The organism is Pseudomonas sp. LBUM1661 (assembly GCF_059695925.1).
Genome location: NZ_CP166794.1, coordinates 6,321,520 through 6,342,218, shown reverse-complemented (window position 1 = coordinate 6,342,218; position 20,699 = coordinate 6,321,520). Strand labels below are relative to the sequence as shown.

17 protein-coding genes and 2 pseudogenes are annotated in these 20,699 nt (G+C 58.8%); 11 read left to right on the top strand and 8 right to left on the bottom strand.

Annotated elements, in window-relative coordinates:
• Positions 1-7: 7 nt before the first annotated feature.
• On the bottom strand, positions 8-952 hold the full coding sequence (gene choX, locus ACA057_RS29175) for a choline ABC transporter substrate-binding protein (protein ID WP_497344311.1): 945 nt from the start codon (positions 950-952) through the stop codon (positions 8-10).
• Positions 953-1,162: 210 nt separating this feature from the next.
• On the opposite strand from choX, the gene ACA057_RS29170 reads away from it, so the two are divergent.
• Positions 1,163-2,107 (top strand): GlxA family transcriptional regulator, encoded by a 945-nt coding sequence (locus ACA057_RS29170; protein ID WP_497344309.1) that lies wholly within the window; start codon positions 1,163-1,165, stop codon positions 2,105-2,107.
• 131 nt (positions 2,108-2,238) lie between these two features.
• On the opposite strand, the gene ACA057_RS29165 is transcribed toward ACA057_RS29170, so the two are convergent.
• The 3 genes and pseudogenes from ACA057_RS29165 to ACA057_RS29155 form a co-directional block, all read right to left on the bottom strand.
• Entirely contained in the window at positions 2,239-2,655 is a 417-nt protein-coding gene (locus ACA057_RS29165) for a DUF3010 family protein (RefSeq protein WP_497344307.1), read from the bottom strand.
• Positions 2,656-2,687: 32 nt separating this feature from the next.
• Positions 2,688-2,904 (bottom strand): annotated as a pseudogene (locus ACA057_RS29160) (helix-turn-helix domain-containing protein); the annotation flags it as partial.
• Positions 2,905-2,926: 22 nt separating this feature from the next.
• Complete coding sequence (locus ACA057_RS29155) at positions 2,927-3,328, bottom strand: lysozyme inhibitor LprI family protein (RefSeq protein WP_497344305.1); 402 nt, start codon at positions 3,326-3,328, stop codon at positions 2,927-2,929.
• Between the two features lie 234 nt (positions 3,329-3,562).
• Here ACA057_RS29155 and ACA057_RS29150 point away from each other — a divergent pair, with 234 nt between their 5' ends.
• The 9 genes from ACA057_RS29150 to ACA057_RS29110 all read left to right on the top strand — a co-directional run bounded on the left by ACA057_RS29150 (position 3,563) and on the right by ACA057_RS29110 (position 15,720).
• Positions 3,563-4,540: a dipeptidase gene (locus tag ACA057_RS29150; protein WP_008033250.1), complete on the top strand. Its 978-nt coding sequence runs from the start codon at positions 3,563-3,565 to the stop codon at positions 4,538-4,540.
• A gap of 78 nt (positions 4,541-4,618) precedes the next feature.
• Positions 4,619-5,149: a DUF5943 domain-containing protein gene (locus ACA057_RS29145; RefSeq protein WP_003194877.1), complete on the top strand. Its 531-nt coding sequence runs from the start codon at positions 4,619-4,621 to the stop codon at positions 5,147-5,149.
• Positions 5,150-5,164: 15 nt separating this feature from the next.
• Positions 5,165-7,225 (top strand): dimethylglycine demethylation protein DgcA, encoded by a 2,061-nt coding sequence (gene dgcA, locus ACA057_RS29140; protein WP_497344302.1) that lies wholly within the window; start codon positions 5,165-5,167, stop codon positions 7,223-7,225.
• A gap of 169 nt (positions 7,226-7,394) precedes the next feature.
• Positions 7,395-9,344, top strand: a complete 1,950-nt coding sequence (gene dgcB / locus ACA057_RS29135; RefSeq protein WP_497344300.1) for a dimethylglycine demethylation protein DgcB — start codon at positions 7,395-7,397, stop codon at positions 9,342-9,344.
• Positions 9,344-10,564, top strand: coding sequence for an electron transfer flavoprotein subunit alpha (etfA, locus tag ACA057_RS29130; protein ID WP_497344298.1), 1,221 nt, complete (start codon positions 9,344-9,346; stop codon positions 10,562-10,564). Before dgcB ends, etfA begins: the two co-directional genes overlap by 1 nt.
• 15 nt (positions 10,565-10,579) lie before the next feature.
• Positions 10,580-11,350 carry an electron transfer flavoprotein subunit beta gene (gene etfB, locus ACA057_RS29125; protein WP_497344296.1) on the top strand — a complete coding sequence of 257 codons (771 nt, stop codon included), beginning with the start codon at positions 10,580-10,582 and terminating at the stop codon, positions 11,348-11,350.
• Positions 11,351-11,452: 102 nt separating this feature from the next.
• The gene (locus tag ACA057_RS29120; protein WP_497344294.1) at positions 11,453-12,019 is read left to right on the top strand and encodes a GNAT family N-acetyltransferase; all 567 of its coding nucleotides are present in this window, start codon (positions 11,453-11,455) and stop codon (positions 12,017-12,019) included.
• A gap of 94 nt (positions 12,020-12,113) precedes the next feature.
• On the top strand, positions 12,114-13,295 hold the full coding sequence (locus tag ACA057_RS29115) for a retropepsin-like aspartic protease (protein WP_497344292.1): 1,182 nt from the start codon (positions 12,114-12,116) through the stop codon (positions 13,293-13,295).
• 700 nt (positions 13,296-13,995) lie between these two features.
• On the top strand, positions 13,996-15,720 hold the full coding sequence (locus ACA057_RS29110) for a phosphatidylinositol-specific phospholipase C domain-containing protein (protein ID WP_497344290.1): 1,725 nt from the start codon (positions 13,996-13,998) through the stop codon (positions 15,718-15,720).
• Positions 15,721-15,789: 69 nt separating this feature from the next.
• Here the strand turns inward: ACA057_RS29110 and gbca are convergent, their stop codons facing one another.
• A complete protein-coding gene (gbca, locus tag ACA057_RS29105; protein ID WP_497344288.1) occupies positions 15,790-17,085 on the bottom strand; it encodes a glycine betaine monooxygenase oxygenase subunit in 1,296 nt (431 codons plus the stop codon).
• A gap of 286 nt (positions 17,086-17,371) precedes the next feature.
• Between gbca and gbcB the strand changes: the two genes are divergently transcribed.
• A complete protein-coding gene (gene gbcB, locus ACA057_RS29100) occupies positions 17,372-18,472 on the top strand; it encodes a glycine betaine monooxygenase reductase subunit (protein WP_056739089.1) in 1,101 nt (366 codons plus the stop codon).
• Positions 18,473-18,592: 120 nt separating this feature from the next.
• On the opposite strand, the gene ACA057_RS29095 is transcribed toward gbcB, so the two are convergent.
• From ACA057_RS29095 to ACA057_RS29085, 3 genes and pseudogenes are all read right to left on the bottom strand, one after another.
• Positions 18,593-19,417, bottom strand: coding sequence for an SDR family oxidoreductase (locus ACA057_RS29095; protein ID WP_497344286.1), 825 nt, complete (start codon positions 19,415-19,417; stop codon positions 18,593-18,595).
• Positions 19,418-19,536: 119 nt separating this feature from the next.
• Positions 19,537-19,632, bottom strand: a pseudogene (locus ACA057_RS29090) (metal ABC transporter ATP-binding protein); the annotation flags it as partial.
• A 23-nt stretch (positions 19,633-19,655) separates the two neighbouring features.
• The gene (locus tag ACA057_RS29085) at positions 19,656-20,696 is read right to left on the bottom strand and encodes a threonine aldolase family protein (RefSeq protein WP_401353982.1); all 1,041 of its coding nucleotides are present in this window, start codon (positions 20,694-20,696) and stop codon (positions 19,656-19,658) included.
• Between the last annotated feature and the right edge of the window lie 3 nt (positions 20,697-20,699).

Below are 20,699 nucleotides of genomic sequence, written 5' to 3'. Positions count from 1 at the left end.
TCAGGGTTTATTTGCTGGTCAGTTTCAGGTTTTCAGCGGCTGGTTTGCCATCGAAGGTGGTGACGCCTTCGAGCCAGCGTTGCTTGTCTTGCGGGTGATCGTTCAGCCATTGCTTGGCCGATTCGAAAGCGTCCTTGTGATCGAGCAGCGGCTGCATCATCCGGCTCTCGTCTTCGGCGGTGAAGGTCAGGTTGCTCAGCAGGCGGCCAATGTTCGGGCACTGCTGCGCGTAGTTCGGTGAGGTGACAGTCCACACGGTCGCCATGCCTTCGTTCGGGCCGAGGGCGTCTTCACTGCCGGTGAGGTACGTCATCTTGACGTTGACGTTCATCGGATGCGGCGCCCAGCCGAAGAACACCACCGCCTCGTTGCGTCGCACGGCGCGATCCACTGCCGCGAGCATGCCGGCCTCGCTGGATTCGACCAGTTGGAACTTGCCGAGGCCGAACTGATTCTTGGCGATCATTGCTTTGATCTGAGTGTTAGCGCCTGAACCTGGCTCGATGCCGTAAATCTTGCCGCCCAGTTCTTTTTCGAACTTGGCGATGTCGGCAAAGGTTTTCAAGCCCTTGTCGGCGAGGTAAGTCGGTACAGCGAGGGTGGCGCGGGCATCTTTGAGGCTGGGAGCTTCAAGTACTTTGACTTGCTTGCCATCGACGAACGGCGTGATGGTCTGCGTCATCAGCGGGTTCCAGTAACCCAGGAACAGGTCCAGGCGCTGGTCGCGGATCCCGGCGAAGATGATTTGCTGGGAGGCGCTGGTTTGTTTGGTGTTGTAGCCGAGGCCGTCGAGCAGGACCTGGGTCATGGCACTGGTAGCGATGACGTCGGTCCAGTTCACTACGCCCATGCGCACGTTTTGGCACGAGGCAGCGTCGGCCGCCATGACACTGGCGCTCAAGAAAGCGGTACCGCTGAGTGCAAGAACACAGCTGCTGATCAGTCGTTTCATGGTGGGGTCCTCGGCAGGTCGTTATTGTGGGTCCGGGCGTCTTCGTGCGCCGGTGATGCCCAAGTTACGCAGCTAAGCCCCGGTGAAAGCGCACTACGGCGACCAGCTCTTGCACTGCAGCGACCTGACCTCTTGAAAGCCTGTTGCAAGTGGCGTATCAACGTCCACACGCTACCCGGCCTCACGTTACCCGCCTATCGAGTGCGCCCCATGTCCCAGGATTTCTACTTCTTGTTGATGCCGGGTTTCTCGGCCATCGGTTTTATCTCGGCCATCGAGCCGTTGCGGGTCGCCAATCGCTTTCGCGGCGAATTGTATCGCTGGCATGTGCTGAGCGCTGACGGTGGCGCGGTCTTGGCCAGTAACGGCATGTCGGTCAACGCCGATGCGGCGCTGGAGCCGCTGAAGAAAGGTGCAACCTTGTTGGTGGTCGCCGGCTTCGAACCACTGAAATTCGCCACCCCGGCGCTGGAGCACTGGTTGCGTCGGCTGGACAACGAAGGCGTGACCCTCGGCGCCATCGACACCGGCAGCTTTGTCCTCGCCGAAGCGGGCCTGCTCGATGGCCATCGCCTGACCTTGCACTGGGAAGCCATTGACGCGTTCAAGGAGTCTTATCCACAGCTCAGCGTCACCCAGGAGCTGTTCGAAATCGACCGTCGGCGCATCACCTCAGCCGGCGGCACGGCGTCCATCGACCTGATGCTCGACCTCATCGGCCAGGCCCACGGCCCGGAACTGGCGATCAAGGTCAGTGAACAATTCGTGCTCGGCCGCATCCGCCCGCGCAAAGACCACCAGCGCATGGAAGTCGCCAGCCGGTATGGCATCAGCAACAAAAAACTGGTGCAGGTGATCGGCGAGATGGAGCAGCACAGCGAACCGCCCTTGAGCACGCTGGCGCTGGCGGAATCGATCAAGGTGACACGACGCCAGCTCGAACGATTGTTCCGCTTGCACCTGAACGACACGCCGAGCAATTTCTACCTGCGCCTGCGGCTGGAGAAGGCGCAACAACTATTGCGGCAGACAGACATGAGCGTGCTGGAAGTGAGTATCGCGTGCGGGTTTGAATCGCCGTCGTATTTCACCCGCAGCTATCGGGCAAAGTTTGCAAGGTGTCCACGAGAGGATCGGCGTACCGCAAAAGCATGAACAACAGAGAACCCTGTGGGAGCGGGCTTGCCCGCGATGAGGCCGGCACTTTCAACATTGATGTTGACTGACACACCGCAATCGCGGGCAAGCCCGGCTCCCACAGTTTCTCCGTGTTGGCAGCAATAGCGTTACTTCTTCATCAACGCCGAGCACGCCGCTTTATAAGCCTCATGCTGATACTTGTTCAGCGTGGCCGGCAGTTCAAAGTCGAACTTCTTGTTCTGCGCATTAATGGTCTGTGGCGACAGCAGCGTCACCTCGCAATTCTCCAGCAGCTGGAAAACCCCTTCGATCTTGAACGTGGTCGGCCCGCCAGCAAACTCACCCTTCTTGCTGCGCTTCTTGATTGCAATCCGGTCGATGGAATTCTCACGCACAAACGACGCGACCTGAGCGGCAAAGACTTTGACGTTGGCGGCTTCGTCGTCATCGTCGAGGGCGATTTTCTTGGTCGCGAGGGCGACGTGGCTCAAGGTCTGATCGTCGAGGGTGGCCACGGCGATAATTGCCTCGCTGCCTTTGATTTCGATGCCGCAGATTTTCATTTGAATTCCTTAACTGGCTGATGGCGTGCAGCTTACAGCTCAAGCTGATTCGCGTTGATGCCAAAAGCCGCAGCGATTCTTTCGCGGGTGGCCTTGCGAGGCTTGGCGACGGTCTTGCTGGGCGAAGGCCGGTTGCGAGATGCCCATGCGTTTGGCCACTTCATCCTGCGTAAGGTTCAAGTGCTCACGCCAGGCGCGTACAGGTAGCTCACCATCGACAATGCGGCTGACAACTTCGTGAGGGATCATCTTGTTTGTCATCCTTTTGTGTTTACTCCTGCCCAATCGACTCCAAAAACTCCGACCGTTCGTCACTCATCCGCGCGATGCAATCATTCTGCGCAATGGTGAACGCCTTGCTACCGCTCGTCGCCGGAAACGCTTCCACCGCGCAATCCGCGTCCCGGGTCTTCAGCCACTGCTGTTGGGCGGCCTTGAGCTTGGCGGTGATGTCGGTCAGTTGCGCCGGGTTCTTGCCGTAGGCGGTTTGCATGCGCTCGGTCAGGCCCTGGTAGTTGTCTTTCAGCAGGTCTTCGGCGGTGGTTCTGCTGTAGACCGAGCATTCGAGGGTCTGGACGTCGTTTTCGACGGCATCGCACGGGTTGGTGTCGGACTCTTCAGCGGCCTGTACGCCGGTCGCTATCAGTGCCAAAGCCAGGAAGATCGTTCTCATTGCGCCGCAGCCCCTTTTTCAATGCCTATCCAGTGATGCGGCGAATTCTGGCCCAAGTTCCGGGGAAAGAACAGGTTGGCAAACAGCCCCTGACGAGACCCTTTGTCGTGTATTGACGCTTTCGGCAAACCCTCTGTCGTTTTTGCACCCGGCTGCCCCGCCCCTCAGGCATATGCTGGCCCCAAAGCGCCGGCACACGATTCGGCGCATGAATCGCTAATAGGGGACAGCCTGATGAGCCCAGCCGAATTGCACGCCGACAGCATCGTTATCGACGGGCTGATTATTGCCAAGTGGAACCGCGAGCTGTTTGAAGACATGCGCAAGGGCGGTCTGACCGCGGCCAACTGCACCGTGTCGGTGTGGGAGGGCTTCCAGGCCACCGTCAACAACATCGCCGCCAGCCAGAAGCTGATCCGCGAGAACAGCGACCTGGTGATTCCGGTGCGCACCACCGCCGACATCCGCAAAGCCAAGGAGCAGGGCAAGACCGGCATCCTCTTCGGCTTCCAGAATGCCCATGCCTTCGAAGACCAGATCGGCTATGTCGAGGTGTTCAAGCAGCTGGGCGTCGGTATTGTGCAGATGTGCTACAACACCCAGAACCTGGTCGGTACCGGTTGCTACGAGCGCGATGGCGGCCTGTCGGGCTTCGGTCGTGAAATCGTCGCCGAGATGAACCGTGTGGGCGTCATGTGCGACCTGTCCCACGTCGGTTCCAAGACGTCCGAAGAAGTCATCCTCGAATCGAAGAAGCCGGTCTGCTACTCCCATTGCCTGCCGTCGGGTCTGAAAATTCACCCGCGCAACAAATCCGATGAAGAACTGAAGTTCATTGCCGACCACGGCGGTTTCGTCGGCGTGACCATGTTTGCGCCGTTCCTCGCCAAGGGCATCGATTCGACCATCGACGACTACGCCGAAGCCATTGAATACACCATGAACATCGTCGGCGAAGACGCCATCGGTATTGGCACTGACTTCACCCAGGGCCATGGCCAGGACTTCTTCGAATACCTGACCCACGACAAGGGTTACGCCCGCCGCCTGACCAGCTTCGGCAAGATCATCAACCCGCTGGGCATCCGCACCGTCGGCGAGTTCCCGAACCTGACCGAGACGCTGCTCAAGCGCGGCCATTCCGAGCGCGTGGTCCGCAAGATCATGGGTGAGAACTGGGTCAACGTCCTCAAGGACGTCTGGGGCGAGTAAGCCACAGCCCCTCTGAATCCTTTCCCCCGGCCGTCCGCGCCGGGGGCAACACCAAAATTTTTCTGGAGTTAAGTTTCCATGGCCAAGATCGCCCCGCAATTGCCTATCGAAGTCGACAGCGAAACCGGTGTCTGGACCTCCGACGCCCTGCCAATGCTGTACGTGCCGCGCCATTTCTTCGTCAACAACCACATGGGCATCGAGGAAGTGCTGGGCGCCGACGCCTACGCCGAAATCCTCTACAAAGCCGGCTACAAATCCGCCTGGCACTGGTGTGAAAAAGAAGCTGAATGCCACGGCCTGGAAGGCGTCGCGGTGTTCGAGCACTACATGAAGCGCCTGTCGCAGCGCGGCTGGGGTCTGTTCAAGATCCAGGACATCGACCTCGACAAAGGCACCGCCAGCGTCAAGCTCGAACACTCGGCATTCGTCTACGTCTACGGCAAGGTCGGGCGTAAGGTCGACTACATGTTCACTGGCTGGTTTGCCGGTGCCATGGATCAGATTCTGCAAGCCCGCGGCAGCAACATCCGCACCGTTGCCGAACAAGTCTACGGTGGCTCCGAAGAAGGCCACGACGACGGTTTGTTCACCGTCAAGCCGTTGTAAGTCGAGGAACCCGCCATGGCTTTCGAAGCAATGTTCCAGCCGATCCAGATCGGCAAACTGACCATCCGTAACCGCGTGCTCAGCACCGCGCACGCCGAGGTCTATGCCACCGACGGCGGCATGACCACCGACCGGTACGTCAAGTATTACGAAGAGAAAGCCAAGGGCGGGATCGGCCTGGCGATTTGCGGCGGTTCCTCCAGCGTGGCCATCGACAGCCCGCAAGGCTGGTGGAAGTCGGTCAACCTGGCTGACGACCGGATCATTCCGCACTTCCAGAACCTGGCCGATGCCATGCACAAGCATGGCGCCAAGATCATGATCCAGATTACCCACATGGGCCGACGCTCGCGTTGGGATGGCGAGCATTGGCCAACCCTGCTGTCGCCGTCGGGCATCCGCGAGCCGGTACACCGTGCGACCTGCAAAACCATCGAGCCGGAAGAAATCTGGCGGGTGATCGGTAACTACGCCACTGCAGCGGGCCGCGCCAAGGCCGGTGGCCTGGACGGTATCGAACTGTCGGCCGTGCACCAGCACATGATCGACCAGTTCTGGAGCCCGCGCGTCAACAAGCGTACCGACGAATGGGGCGGCAGCTTCGAAAATCGCATGCGTTTCGGCCTCGAAGTATTGAAGGCTGTGCGGGCTGTAGTCGGCCCGGATTTCTGCGTCGGGATCCGTCTGTGCGGTGATGAATTCCACCCGGATGGCTTGTCCCACGAGGACATGAAACAGATCGCCAAGTACTACGACGACACCGGCATGATCGACTTCATCGGCGTGGTCGGCTCGGGTTGCGACACCCACAACACCCTGGCCAACGTTATCCCCAACATGAGTTATCCACCGGAGCCGTTCCTGCACCTGGCCGCCGGTATCAAGGAAGTGGTGAAGGCCCCGGTTCTGCACGCGCAGAACATTAAGGACCCGAACCAGGCGACCCGTATTCTGGAAGGCGGCTACGTCGACATGGTCGGCATGACCCGCGCCCACATCGCCGACCCGCACCTGATCGCCAAGATCAAAATGGGCCAGGTCGACCAGATCAAACAATGCGTCGGTGCCAACTACTGCATCGACCGTCAGTATCAAGGCCTGGACGTGCTGTGCATCCAGAACGCCGCGACGTCCCGTGAATACATGGGCGTGCCGCACATCATCGAGAAATCGACCGGTGTGAAACGCAAAGTCGTGGTGGTCGGTGCCGGTCCTGCGGGGATGGAAGCGGCTCGCGTGTCGGCCGAACGCGGCCACGACGTGACCCTGTTCGAGAAAAAAGAATTCATCGGCGGGCAAATCACTACGGCTTCGAAAGCGCCGCAGCGGGACCAGATCGCTGGGATCACTCGCTGGTTCCAACTGGAGCTGGCGCGTTTGAAAGTCGACCTGCGCCTGGGCGTGGCGGCGGATGCGGCGACCATTCTCGACCTGCGTCCGGACGTCGTGGTGCTGGCCGTCGGCGGCCATCCGTTCCTGGAGCAGAACGAACACTGGGGCGCGGCTGAAGGCCTGGTGGTCAGCAGCTGGGACATCCTCGACGGCAAGGTTGCGCCGGGCAAGAACGTGCTGGTCTACGACACGATTTGCGAGTTTACCGGGATGTCCGCCGCCGACTTCCTCGCCGACAAGGGCAGCCAGGTCGAGATCGTCACTGACGACATCAAGCCGGGCGTGGCGATTGGCGGGACCTCGTTCCCGACGTACTACCGCAGCATGTACCCGAAAGAAGTGATCATGACCGGCGACATGATGCTGGAGAAGGTCTACCGCGAAGGCGACAAGCTGGTGGCGGTGCTGGAAAACGAATACACCGGCGCCAAAGAGGAGCGGGTGGTGGACCAGGTCGTCGTCGAAAACGGCGTGCGTCCGGACGAAGAAATCTACTACGCCCTGAAGGAAGGCTCGCGCAACAAAGGCCAGATGGACATCGAGGCCCTGTTCGCGATCAAGCCGCAACCTTCGCTGAGCCAGGCGGGCGACGGCTACTTGCTGTTCCGCATCGGCGACTGCGTGGCGCAACGCAACACCCACGCGGCGATCTACGACGCGCTGCGGTTGTGCAAGGATTTCTAAGAGCTTGTGGATAACCCTGTAGGAGTGAGCCTGCTCGCGATGAACGATAACGCGGTTTGCCTGAGGCACCGCGGCGCCTGAATCGCGAGCAGGCTCACTCCCACAGGAATCGAGCAAGGCATCCAGGTAGTTTGGCCTGCAAGACCCTGCGGTCTTTGGGAGCTCCACCATGTTGAACACCCTTCTTCCAATCCTGTTGTTCGCTGCCTTGGGCCTGGGTGTCCTGGGCGCGTTGCGGCGGGTGGCTATGTGGCGCCGGGGCCGGGCTTCGAAAGTCGACCTGATCGGCGGCCTGTTCGCCATGCCCAAGCGCTACATGGTCGACTTGCACCACGTCGTCGCGCGGGACAAATACATCGCCAACACCCACGTCGCCACGGCCGGTGGTGCGGTGGCGTCCATCGTGCTGGCGATTCTGGTGCACGGTTTCGGCCTGCATAACCGCTTCCTCGGTTATGCGCTGCTGTTGATGACGGCCGTGATGTTTGTCGGTGCGATTTTTGTTTACCTGCGTCGACGCAATCCACCGGCCCGTTTGTCCAAAGGCCCGTGGATGCGCCTGCCGAAAAGCCTGTTGGCTTTCTCTGTGAGCTTCTTCCTGTTGACCCTGCCGGTCGCCGGAATCCTTCCGGAAAACTTCGGCGGTTGGTTGGTAGCTGCGATTCTCGGCGTCGGTGTGCTGTGGGGCGTTAGCGAACTGTTCTTCGGCATGACCTGGGGCGGGCCGATGAAGCACGCCTTCGCCGGTGCCTTGCACCTGGCCTGGCACCGTCGCGCCGAACGCTTTAACGGCGGTCGTTCCACCGGTTTGAAACCGCTGGACCTGAACGACCCGACCGCGCCGCTGGGCGTGGAAAAACCCAAGGATTTCACCTGGAACCAACTGCTCGGTTTCGACGCCTGCGTGCAGTGCGGTAAATGTGAAGCCGCCTGCCCGGCATTCGCCGCCGGCCAGCCGCTGAACCCGAAAAAACTGATCCAGGACATGGTGGTCGGTCTGGCCGGTGGCACCGATGCCAAGTTTGCCGGCAGCCCGTATCCAGGCAAAGCGATTGGCGAACACGCCGGTAATCCGCATCAACCGATCGTCAACGGTCTGGTGGACGCCGAAACCCTGTGGTCATGCACCACCTGCCGTGCCTGCGTCGAGGAATGCCCGATGATGATCGAGCACGTCGATGCCATCGTCGACATGCGCCGCCATCTGACGTTGGAAAAGGGCGCGACCCCGAACAAGGGCGCCGAAGTCCTGGAAAACCTGATCGCCACCGACAACCCGGGTGGTTTCGCCCCGGGCGGGCGGATGAACTGGGCGGCGGACCTGAACCTTACGCTGATGAGCGAGAAGAAGTCGGTCGACGTGCTGTTCTGGGTCGGCGACGGTGCCTTCGACATGCGCAACCAGCGCACGTTACGCGCCTTCGTCAAAGTGCTGAAAGCGGCCAAAGTCGACTTCGCGGTGCTCGGTCTTGAAGAACGCGACAGCGGTGACGTGGCCCGACGCCTGGGCGACGAAGCGACCTTCCAGCTGTTGGCCAAACGCAACATCCAGACCCTGGCCAAATACAGCTTCAACCGCATCGTCACCTGCGACCCGCACAGCTTCCACGTGCTGAAAAACGAGTACGGCGCATTCGACGGCAACTACCTCGTGCAGCACCACAGCACCTACATGGCCGAAATCATCGGCGCAGGCGCCCTCAACCTCGGCCAGCACAAAGGCAGCAGCGTGACTTATCACGACCCGTGCTACCTCGGTCGCTACAACGGCGAATACGAGGCACCGCGTGAAGTGCTGCGCGCTCTCGGCATTGAAGTGAAAGAAATGCAACGCTCCGGTTTCCGTTCACGCTGCTGCGGCGGCGGTGGCGGGGCGCCGATCACCGACATTCCGGGCAAGCAGCGAATCCCCGACATGCGCATGGAAGACATCCGCGAAACCGGCGCCGAACTGGTGGCCGTGGGTTGTCCACAATGCACCGCGATGCTCGAAGGCGTGGTTGAACCCCGGCCATTGATCAAGGACATCGCCGAACTGGTGGCCGACGCATTGCTCGAAGATGAAGCACCGAGCAAACCGTCCACACCGGCCAAACGTGAACCTGCGGAGGCCCACTGATGAGCGACATTATCCGCCGCGACCCCCGCGCCGAATGGATTGCCCGCAACCGCCTGCACCCGCTGCACGCGGCCATGCAACCAGCGCAACACAGCTGGATGGGGCCTAACGGCGTCATCCGCAAGAACCTTCACGGCATCGGTTTTATCGGGCCCAACGGCATCAAGCGCATCGACCGCAGCGGCGCGCAACAGGGCGGGGCGACCAAACGCTCGGCGGCGGTTGAAGTGCAGTTGCCGCTGCATCAAGTGCCTGCACCGGCGTTCTACATCAGCGTGGTGCCGGACATGGTCGGCGGCCGCTTGAGCAGCCACGACCGCGACCTGCTGGGCCTGGCTCATCAATTGGCTGGCAACGACGGCGCGGTGTTGGCCGTGGTTTTCGGCGAACACAAGGAAAACGCCTTTGCTACCGCTGGCGTCGATCGGCTGTTGGTACTGGAAGGCGACGAGTTCAGCGGTTATGCACCGGAACAACGGGTCCAGGGCCTGCGGGCTGTGGATAACCAGTTCAGCCCGCGTCACTGGCTGCTGCCGGACAGCCGCAGCGGGGGTGGCGAACTCGGTCGACGCTTTGCGGCGGCACTGGGCGAACGCCCGGCCACGCGGGTCTGGCAGGTCAAGGATCAGGAATGCATCGGCCGCGCCGGTGCGGGTCTGCAAGACCTTGCGCGTCCGGTTGCACGGTTGATTCTGGCTGCCGTCGAGTGCGCCGAACCGGTCAGCGAAACCCGTCACGAAGCCTTGCCAGTGGAGTTATCCACAACCGTGGCGCGCAGTCTGTCGCGCATCGAGGATCTGGGCGCGGTGGCGGTGGACCCGGCAGCGATTCCGATGGCCGAAGCCGAGTTCATCTTCTCCGGGGGCAACGGGGTCAAGGATTGGCCGTTGTTCCACCAGACCGCCGCTGCCCTTGGCGCCACCGAAGGCGCCTCCCGCGTGGCGGTGGACGATGGCTTCATGGCTCGCGACCGTCAAGTCGGCGCCTCCGGCACTTGGGTCACTGCGCGGGTCTACGTGGCGGTGGGGATTTCCGGGGCGATCCAGCACCTGCAAGGCATCGGTGCCTGCGACAAGGTGGTGGCGATCAACCTCGACCCTGGCTGCGACATGATCAAACGGGCCGACCTGTCGGTGATCGGCGAGAGCGCCGAGATTCTTCAAGCCTTGATCGCGGCGGTAGAGGCTTACCGCAACGAAGCCAAGCGCGATGCGGCTTAAGGGAAGGAAAGGGTTATGAGCACGAAAATCATCAGTCTGGTGTCCATCGGCGCCCACCCGACCTCTGGCCGGCCACGTCGCGCCGAGCAGGATGCGCGAGCCGTGGAATTGGGTCTGCAACTGGCTGGGGATAACTTGCAAGTGCTGCATGCCGGCGACGTCGCCGAGCCGGCGCTGCGCGCCTACCTGGGCATGGGCCTTGAGCAACTGCACGTGCTGGAACAACCGGAAGGCGCCGACGCGCTACCGGCCTTGACCGCCTATTTGCGTGACGCCGGGGCACAAGTCGTGCTGACCGGTAGCCAGGCCGAAACCGGCGAAGGCTCGGGCATGCTGCCGTTCCTGCTGGCGGAAAGCCTCGGCTGGCCGCTGGTGGTGGGATTGGCTCAGGTCGAGTCCATCGACGGCAACTCGGCGCTGGTGCTGCAAGCCTTGCCGCGCGGTCAACGCCGGCGCTTGAAAGTGCGCCTGCCGTTTCTCGCCACTGTGGATAACGCCGCACCAAAGCCGCGGCAGAGCGCCTACGGCCCAGCCCGGCGTGGCGTGTTGCAAGCGGATGAAGTCGAAGTGACCGACGATGAACTGCTGGCCGTCGCCACCCTGCAACCCGCCAAGCCACGGCCGAAACGCTTGAAAGTGATCAAGGCCAAGAGCGGCGCGGACCGCATGAAAGCCGCGACGGCCAAAGCCAGTGGCGGCGGCGGACAAGTGCTCAAAGGCGTGACCGCGCAAGCAGGCGCCGAAGCCATCCTCAAATTGCTGATCGAAGAAGGCGTCGTCCGCTAACGAATCCAAAACAGATCTAATGTGGGAGCGAGCCTGCTCGCGAAAGCGGTGTGTCAGATAGGACGCCTTCGCGAGCAAGCCCGCTCCCACAAGGGAAAACCAATGACCGTTGAATTTCGTTCGGCCCTGCGCGCGGATGCGCGGGAGATTGCTCGTTTGTTCCAGATTTCATCAGAAGGCGCCTCGGATTACATCTGGAGCCAACTGGCCGAGCCCGGCCAGGATCTGCTGGACGTAGGCGCCAGCCGCTACGCCCGTGACGATGTGGACTTCTCCTGGCAGAACTGCATCATCGCTGAGGCCGCTGGCAGCGTCATCGGCATGATGCACAGCTACGTGATGCGTCATGATCCGCTGGCGGCCCCCGTCACCGATCCGGTCCTGGCGCCTTACGCCACAATGGAAATCCCCGACACCCTCTACATCTCCAGCCTGGCGCTGCATGAAGGCTGGCGAAACCAGGGCCTGGGCAAGCAATTCCTCGCCTACGCCTACGACCGTGCCAACCAGCTTGGGCTCAATGGCCTGAGCCTGATCGACTACGCCGCCAACACCGGCGCCCGGCGGTTTTACGAGCGGCATGGCTTCCGTATCGTCGACACCTGCCAGATCACGCCACATCCGATGATTCGGGTCACGGGTGAGGCCTATCTGATGTATCGGCCCTGATGAGCTACATTTTTCTATGAGCTGGCTTTCCATGAGCAGGGCGGGGTGGCAGCAGCGCTAATTCATAACACTCGTTTTCAGGAATGGGTTGAACATGCGAGCGGTCAGTCGACATGAGGCATGTCTGATCTGTGGCGTGATGTTTGTTGTGTTTTTTCTAATTGTGTCCACGCGTTCGATGGCTCAAACCAGAAAGGAAAATCCGGATTTTTATCAATGGCTGGCGTCTGAACAAGGACAAAACGCCTCCTTGGCGCAGATGAAGCAGCAGTGCGAAAAGGTTTTGGCGGCTGATAAAAACCTCGATTGTTCAGTCACCGTTTTCGCCCGAATGTTCGAGACCAAAGCCGCCAACCAACTCCCCGAATACTACCTGTCGGTCAAGCGTCGTCATGCCCAGGCCATAGCGAATGATCCTGAGCTCAAAGCCCTGTTTTCCATGTTTGGCAGCGAATCGATCGCGACCTTGCGGGCAGTCGCCGATTTTTCGGTGACAAGAACGCAGCGGCGCGAGCTGTTGCCGATTTATCCCTACGCCAGTGACAGCCACGTGACTGACGAGGTACTGCCCTACATCGATGTCAAAGCGGCCAATGGTTTCTCGTCACGGTTTATTGTGGATACAGGCGCGCCGCAAACCCGGGTCAACACCGAAACCGCGAAGCTGATGGGTATCCGTCTGTTAACCGACTCCCACTATGGCTACAGCACGTTTTATGGCGAGCACGACCTGTCCGCCAAGCTCGGGATCTTCAAGTCGTTAAAGATTGGCTCAAGCGAGTTCAGGAACGTCCTGGTGTTTGTCAGTGACCGGGATAACTTACTCGGGCTTGATCTGATCGGTAAGTTAGGTCGTCTAAAGGTCACGAAAAAGACCTTGGAGATAAACGCCGCGCGTCCCGTGCGATGTGATTCGCCCGTTACCTATGCGCGTATCGACATCAATCAAAGACTGACCATTCCCGCCCGGCTGGATCATCGGGTGACGCTGGCGATTATCGACACCGGCAACGTCGATTACCTGACGTCGGCCTCACCGGGCAGCTCACCCATTCGCGTTGCCGAAAAGCGGCGCTATCGAACCTACAAGGGCGAGCTGAACTTGTCGGGCCGAACCCGGTTGATCACCTACCGATACTACCCGGACTATACGATCCCGCCGTCCTTGCTGCTTGGGCGGTACGTGCCGTCGCTTTTGCTCGGGTGGCGTGCCTTCAATGACTATGAGTTGAATCTTGATATCGACTCAGGCCGGTCGTGTTTCAACAGGATCTGATCGCGGTTACCCACAATCCCTGTTAGCGCTTCTGTGGATAACATGTTCGCCCTTCGCTACACCCCATACAAATAAGGCCTTGCAGGCCATCGTACAAAAAACAACCAGCCTAAGCTGCGGTTTTTACACGCTTTTTACGGTGGATAAGGTTTGGCGCTGGTCAATACTTGCCCCCAATCTCTGTTGGCGCTTCTGTGGATAAGATGTTCGCTAACCGCTACAGGCCATATAAACCGTGGTCTTCAGTTGTCTGGTTAAAAAACGATCAAAACGTCACTTTACGTCGGTAAAAACGTTGTAAACCCTGATTTATCGAGTCTTCCGACGGTTTTCCACAGATCCGACGAAGTTGCCCCCAAAGTCTGTTGGCGCTTCTGTGGATAAGGTGTTCGCGACTCGCTACAGGCCAATAAAACCGCTACTCGCAGCCTCATGATCAAAAAACAACCAATTCTTCCTTCATAGCCTGATAGTGGACAATTCCTGGATTTTCTTTTCGGCGCAGAGCACTTATCCCCAAAAATGGTGGGTAGGGTGTGGATAACATGCTCGCTAAAACCATCGGGATATATGTCTGTGATGGAGTTTTGTTTGGTTTTTTATCGCCAAACGTTCTTCTGCACTGATACTTCTCACAGGTTTCAGCACTTTTTCAGGTGGGTATGCTCAGCTCAACTTTATGGGTAAGTAAGAATTGATCATGAGCAACGATGACGATAACTTAGTCTCTGAGTGTGAAGAAACCAATGCGTACAATTTGAATAGTTGGATGGCGGATCTTCACTCATCTATTAAGCATTTGCTAGTGAGCGAACTCAGTCTTCCGGGGGGGCATAATTCCGGGATGGATAAAGAGGGGAATCCGAATGCTTTCTTTGACACGTGTCAGGATAAAAGCTTTCGTGATCAGCTTAACAATGGTGTGCGCGTTCTGGATATAAGGCTCAGGTGGCATTCTGGATTTGGGAATGAAAATATTAACCAAGGGCTTATATTTGCGCATGCTGGAACTTCAATCAGAACGTTTGCGAATATGTTGAATGACCTGGATCGTTTTCAGGAAGCCAATCCAGGGGAAATTGTCATTCTTGATTTTCATCATTTCGAAGCGCAAAGGGCAGATAAACCTGTTCCGTATGCCTTGATTTATGCGCATTTCATGCGGCACTACACATGGAAAATGCTGCCCGGTAAGGCAATTACTTTAACTCTCGAAGAAATAAGAGCCCAGTACCCTGGGCCAAGAATTATTGTTGCGGCATCCAGATTGTTATGGACGGATGGAACCGGGGACGGTATACCGGCACGTGATCGAACTTATTTTTGGGATAAACTTACTCATAAATGGATGGGGGACGGTGAAGTAACTGTTGCCGAACTTAAAAAGTACATTACGGTGACTCTGAAAGAACGTGTTCCCACCTTTTCGCCGTGGTCGATGTCCGCAACAGCCTACAATATGATGGAGGGCCCCGTAAATATGGTTGAAACGCTGGCGGGCTGGTACCCAGTAAGAGGCGAATGGCAGCGAAAAAGCAACATTATAAATTTTGATTGGTGCAGTCGTTCGAATGCAATCATGATCAAGAACTGCATTGAGAGTAATATTTTAAAAGAGTCAATGATGCTACCTCGCCCCGTAGTAGCTCTGCCATTTAATGAATCTTCTTGTGTGGGTTCTAGACCGGTAATTGTTGGAACCAGCGAAGTTCGCGGTGCAACGGTTGTTTTCGCGGACGCAGGGTTGTTTTTTTATTACGGTACGGCGGAGGTTAGGGAAGATGGGGTATGGTTTGGTCAGTTTTCTAAAGACATAATGACAAGTTCGTTTCGCTTGGTTTGTTACCAGGTATTGAATGGGCAGCGCTCCGCTTATTCACCCGTAAGAACGTTATATGTCAACGAAAGTGGGCTGTCCATGCCGAGAGACATCACGGTAAATGCGGGGCCCAATTCCGCAAGAATCAGTTGGTCCAGCCTAGAGGCACGATGCGATTGGTTTCAGGAGGGCCAGGGCGCGCCGCGTTCGACAACGGAAAACTTTGCAAATGTTGAGCAGTTGAAACCTGGCCAGACTTACACATTTAACGTGTGGGCGGTAAAAGGGCTTGAGACTTCTGAAACCGCAACAATTACGTATACGATGGCGGAAGGGCAATATTCTGTTCCTCGAGATTTCCGGGTAGTCGCCAATGCAAACAAGTCTGTGACGGTTGCTTGGAATGCTCCTCTTGATGGTGCAGATCAGGTGACTGGTTATTGGTTGGTTATACCTGGACGGCCAGATCAAGTTCTTCTCACCGACTTGCATTACACGATGATCAGCAACGTTGTCGGTTGGCCTCTGGTGTTCGCACTTCGCGCCCGCTTTTCTGGAGGAGGGCTGTCGGATTATGTGAGGCTGGTTGTGACGGTTATCGACTAAATATCCGCAGGCCTGTGCGTGATGAGCGCGCAGGCCTCGGTCTATTGATTGTCGGTAGGGCCTTGAGACTTAGCCGCTAACCGGAACCCCTTTGAGGTACGGCGCAGGCTCGGCCCCGAGGTTGTTCAACAAACGCTCGCTGTACCAATCCACAAAGTTCACCACGCCAAACTCATAGGTCTTGGAGTAAGGCCCTGGCTGGTACGCGGTGGAGTTGATGCCGCGCTGGTTCTCTTCGGCCAGGCGACGGTCCTGGTCGTTGGTGGCGTCCCAGACCTGGCGCATGCGCTCCACGTCGTAGTCCACGCCTTCGACGGCGTCCTTGTGCACGATCCACTTGGTGGTGACCATGGTTTCCTGCGCGCTGATCGGCCACACGGTGAACACGATGATGTGGTCGCCCATGCAGTGGTTCCACGAATGCGGCAGGTGCAGGATGCGCATCGAGCCCAGGTCCGGGTTCTTGATGCGGCCCATGAGTTTGGCGCAGCCCTGTTTGCCGTCCAGGGTCATCGATACGGTGCCCTTGAGCAGTGGCATGCGCACGATGCGGTTACGCAGGCCGAAGCTGGCGTGGGCGTAAGGGATCTTCTCGGCTTCCCAGGCAGCGGCGGAGGCGGCGACGTGGTCCTTGAAGGCTTGGTCGGCACGCGGGTCGGTGACGTCGTCCCATTCCAGCAGGGTTTTCAGCAGTTCCGGGTGCGACGCGTTGCAGTGGTAGCACTCGCGGTTGTTTTCCAGCACCAGTTTCCAGTTGGCCTTTTCGAACAAGGTGGTCTGGATCGCCACCTTGGTGTTTTCCATGTCGTACGGTTCCATGTAATGGTTCAGCGTTGACAGGAAGTCATCGATGGCCGGCGGGTTCTCCGCCAGGCTGATGAAGATGTAACCGCCGGCCGTCTTCACGTTCACCGGTTTGAGGCCGTACTGCTTCATGTCGAAGTCGGCGCCCATTTCGGTGCCGGCGAACAGCAAGCGACCGTCCAGCTCATACGTCCACTGGTGGTAGTGGCAGACCAGCTTGGCGACTTTGCCTTTTTCACTGGTGCACAGGCGCGAACCACGGTGACGGCAGACGTTGTGGAACGCATGCACGACGCCTTCGGCGCCGCGAATCACGATGATCGGGTTCTTGCCGATTTGCAGGGTCAGGTAGTTGCCCTTGGTCGGGATCTCGCAGGTCATGCCGGCGATCAACCACTCTTTCTGGAAGATTTCCTGCATGTCGATATCAAACAGCCGCTCGTCAGAGTAAAACGGCTGCGGCAGCGAGAAAGTGCGCTCGCGCTCTTGCAGCATCTGCGCGGTGGCCTTGCGTGCGGGTTCCAGCGGATCGCCCAGGCTGATTTTTGCGGTGACGTCCATCGATTTGATCCTCATGGCCATTCTGTGTGGCCGGCGAAATAGTGGCTGATACGGTGTGCAACGCAAGGGTGTAAAGAAATCGTCTTTGTGTGGGGCGAGTGTGGGGCCGGCGTTGCCTGGAACCTTATCCATGGGCGACATGGCCCAATCTGTTCCCGACGCGCAACCCCCGGTAGTTGGGGGCTGGTCGCGATAAGTATGTGAATGTCGCAGATAGGTAAATGGGTGGTCCGCGCTATACGCAGAATCGCCAACATAAGGCCGAACATCGGCGGTGGAGAACAGCATGTCCAACAGCTTCCTGAATCCGGTAACGACCCAGACCTGGGCCAATGGTCGTCACATCGTCCGTTGCGTCAAAGTGATCCAGGAAACCTGGGATGTGCGCACCTTCTGCTTTATGGCGGACCAGCCGATCCTGTTCTTTTTTAAACCGGGGCAGTTTGTCACCCTGGAGCTGGAAATCGAAGGCGTGCCGATCATGCGCTCCTACACCATTTCGAGCTCGCCGTCGGTGCCGTACAGCTTCTCGGTGACGATCAAGCGCGTACCGGGCGGCAAGGTCTCGAACTGGCTGCACGACACCCTGCATGAAGGCCAGGAGCTGGCAGTGCACGGGCCGGTCGGGCTGTTCAACGCCATGGACTTCACCGCGCCGAAGGTGCTGTACCTCAGCGGTGGCGTCGGCATCACGCCGGTCATGTCGATGGCGCGCTGGTTCTACGACACCAACGGTAATGTCGACATGGTGTTTATCCACAGCGCCCGTTCACCCAAAGACATCATTTACCACCGCGAGCTGGAACACATGGCGTCGCGGATCGATAACTTCAGCCTGCACCTGATCTGCGAGAAGCATGGCCTGGGCGAGCCATGGGCCGGTTATCGCGGCTACCTGAACCACAAGATGCTTGAACTGATGGCGCCGGATTTCATGGAGCGCGAGGTGTTCTGCTGCGGGCCGACGCCCTACATGAACGCGGTCAAGCGCATGCTCGAGGCGGTCGGTTTCGACATGAGCCGTTATCACGAGGAATCCTTCGGTGCCACCCCAGCAGAAGCCCGTGCCGATGCGGTGGAGCAAGCGGAAATCGCCGCCGACGCACCGGACATCGACGTGGCGGATCTGCATCAAGTGGAATTCACCGCGTCCGGCAAGAGCATTCGGGTTGCACCGGGGGAAACGGTCCACGCCGCGGCGGCCAAGCTCGGTCTGTTGATTCCTAAGGCCTGCGGGATGGGGATTTGCGGGACGTGCAAGGTGATGAAGCTGGGCGGGGAGGTCGAAATGGACCACAACGGCGGGATCACCGAAGAAGACGAAGCCGAAGGGTTCATCCTGTCGTGCTGCAGCGTGCCGAAGGGCGACGTGCGGATTGAGTTCTAACGCACAGCGCAAATTCTAATGTGGGAGCGGGCTTGCTCGCGAAGGCGGTGTGTCATTCGACATCAATGTTGACTGATCCACCGCTTTCGCGAGCAAGCCCGCTCCCACAGGGTCGGTGTTTCAGTCGACAAACAGATCCGGCATCAGTTTGTCGGTGGTGTCGGGCGCAAATCGATACTGTTGAAAATCCGTCACGCCGTGCTCACCCAGAATCTCCTCATCAATCAGCAACCGACCGGTGATGCTGCGACCGCTGCTGTCCAGGATGACATGGGCGGCATCCGCCATGATCGCCGGGGTTCGTGCGTGTTTGAAGGACTCGCGTGAGCCGAGCTGAAATTCGATGGCGGCGGTGGCAATCATCGTCTGCGGCCACAGTGAATTGACACTGATGCCATAACCGGCAAATTCCTCGCTCATGCCCAGGGTCAGCATGCTCATGCCGTATTTGGTCACGGTATAGGGGCTGTATTGGGCGAACCATTTCGTCGCCAGGTTCAACGGTGGCGACAGGTTAAGGATGTGGCCATTGGTTTTTTTCAAATAGGGCAGGGCCGCCTGGCTGCACAGCAGCACGGCCCGGGTGTTGATCTGGTGCATCAGGTCGAAACGCTTGAGCTCGATGTGTTGAACACCGGTCAGCTTGATCGCCCCGGCGTTATTGATCAGCGCATCAATGGCGCCGAAATGCTCGTGGGCCTGGGCCAGCGCCTCGCGTACCGCGACTTCATCGCGAACATCCACCTGTAACGCCAACGCCTTGCCGCCAGAGGCTTCGACTTCCTTGGCCACGCTGAAAATCGTGCCCGGCAACTTGGGATGCGGCTCGGCGCTTTTGGCCGCAATCACGATGTTGGCCCCGTCCCGCGCGGCGCGTAGCGCAATCTCACGACCAATCCCGCGACTGGCGCCGGTGATGAACAGGGTTTTGCCTTGTAAGGACATGCGTGCGCTCCTGGTTGTTTTTATCTGAGCAGATAGAAACGGCTCGCCAGTCAATGTAGACCAAGTATTTGCGGCGAGGGTGCGTGCCTAAAGGCCAGTCAGTCAGGAGCTGAAAGACGCGATCCTTGTGGGAGCGGGCTTGCTGGCGAATGCGGCGTGTCATTCAACATAGGTGTTGACTGACCTGACGCCTTCGCGAGCAAGCCCGCTCCCACAGGGTTTCATTTCAGCTCGGAGATCAGCGGGACATGACTTCGCGAATGTCCGCCGCCAGTTCGCGTACGCGTTCTTCTTCGGTGTCCCACGAGCACATGAAGCGTGCGCCGCCGTTGCCGATAAAGGTGTAGAAGCGCCAGCTCTTGGCCGTCAGTGCGGCGATGGCCGGTTCCGACAGTTGCAGGAATACGCCGTTGGCCTGCACCGGGAACATCAGTTCGACGCCGGGAATGTCGCTCACCAGCTCAGCCAGCAATTGCGCGCAATGGTTGGCGTGTTTGGCGTATTTGAGCCAGGCGTCGTTTTCCAGGATGCCGACCCAAGGCGCCGAGAGGAAGCGCATTTTCGAGGCCAGTTGCCCGGCCTGTTTGCAGCGGTAATCGAAGTCTTCGGCCAGTTTATGGTTGAAGAACAGAATGGCCTCGCCCACCGCCATACCGTTTTTCGTGCCGCCGAAGCACAGCACGTCGACACCGGCCTTCCAGGTCAGGTCCGCTGGCGAGCAGCCAAGAAATGCGCAGGCATTGGAGAAGCGCGCGCCGTCCATGTGCAGGTTCAGGCCGAGCTCTTTGCAGGTGACGCTGATGGCGCGGATTTCTTCCGGGGTGTAGACGCTGCCGACTTCGGTGGCTTGGGTCAGGGTCACAACGCGGGGTTTCGGGTAGTGGATGTCCTGGCGCTTGAGGGCGATTTCGCGGATCGATTCCGGGGTCAGCTTGCCGTTTTCGGTGCGGGCGACGAGCAGCTTGGAACCGTTGGAAAAGAATTCCGGTGCGCCGCATTCGTCGGTTTCGACGTGGGCAGTTTCCGAGCAGATCACGCTGTGGTAACTCTGGCACAGCGACGACAGGGCCAGGGAGTTGGCGGCGGTGCCGTTGAAGGCGAAAAACACTTCGCAGTCGGTTTCGAACAGTTTGCGGAAATCGTCGGACGCGCGGGCGGTCCATTCATCGTCGCCATAAGCGCGTTGGTGGCCGTGGTTGGCCTGTTCCATGGCAGCCCAGGCTTCAGGGCAGATACCGGAATAGTTGTCGCTGGCGAATTGTTGGCTCTTATCGGTCATGGC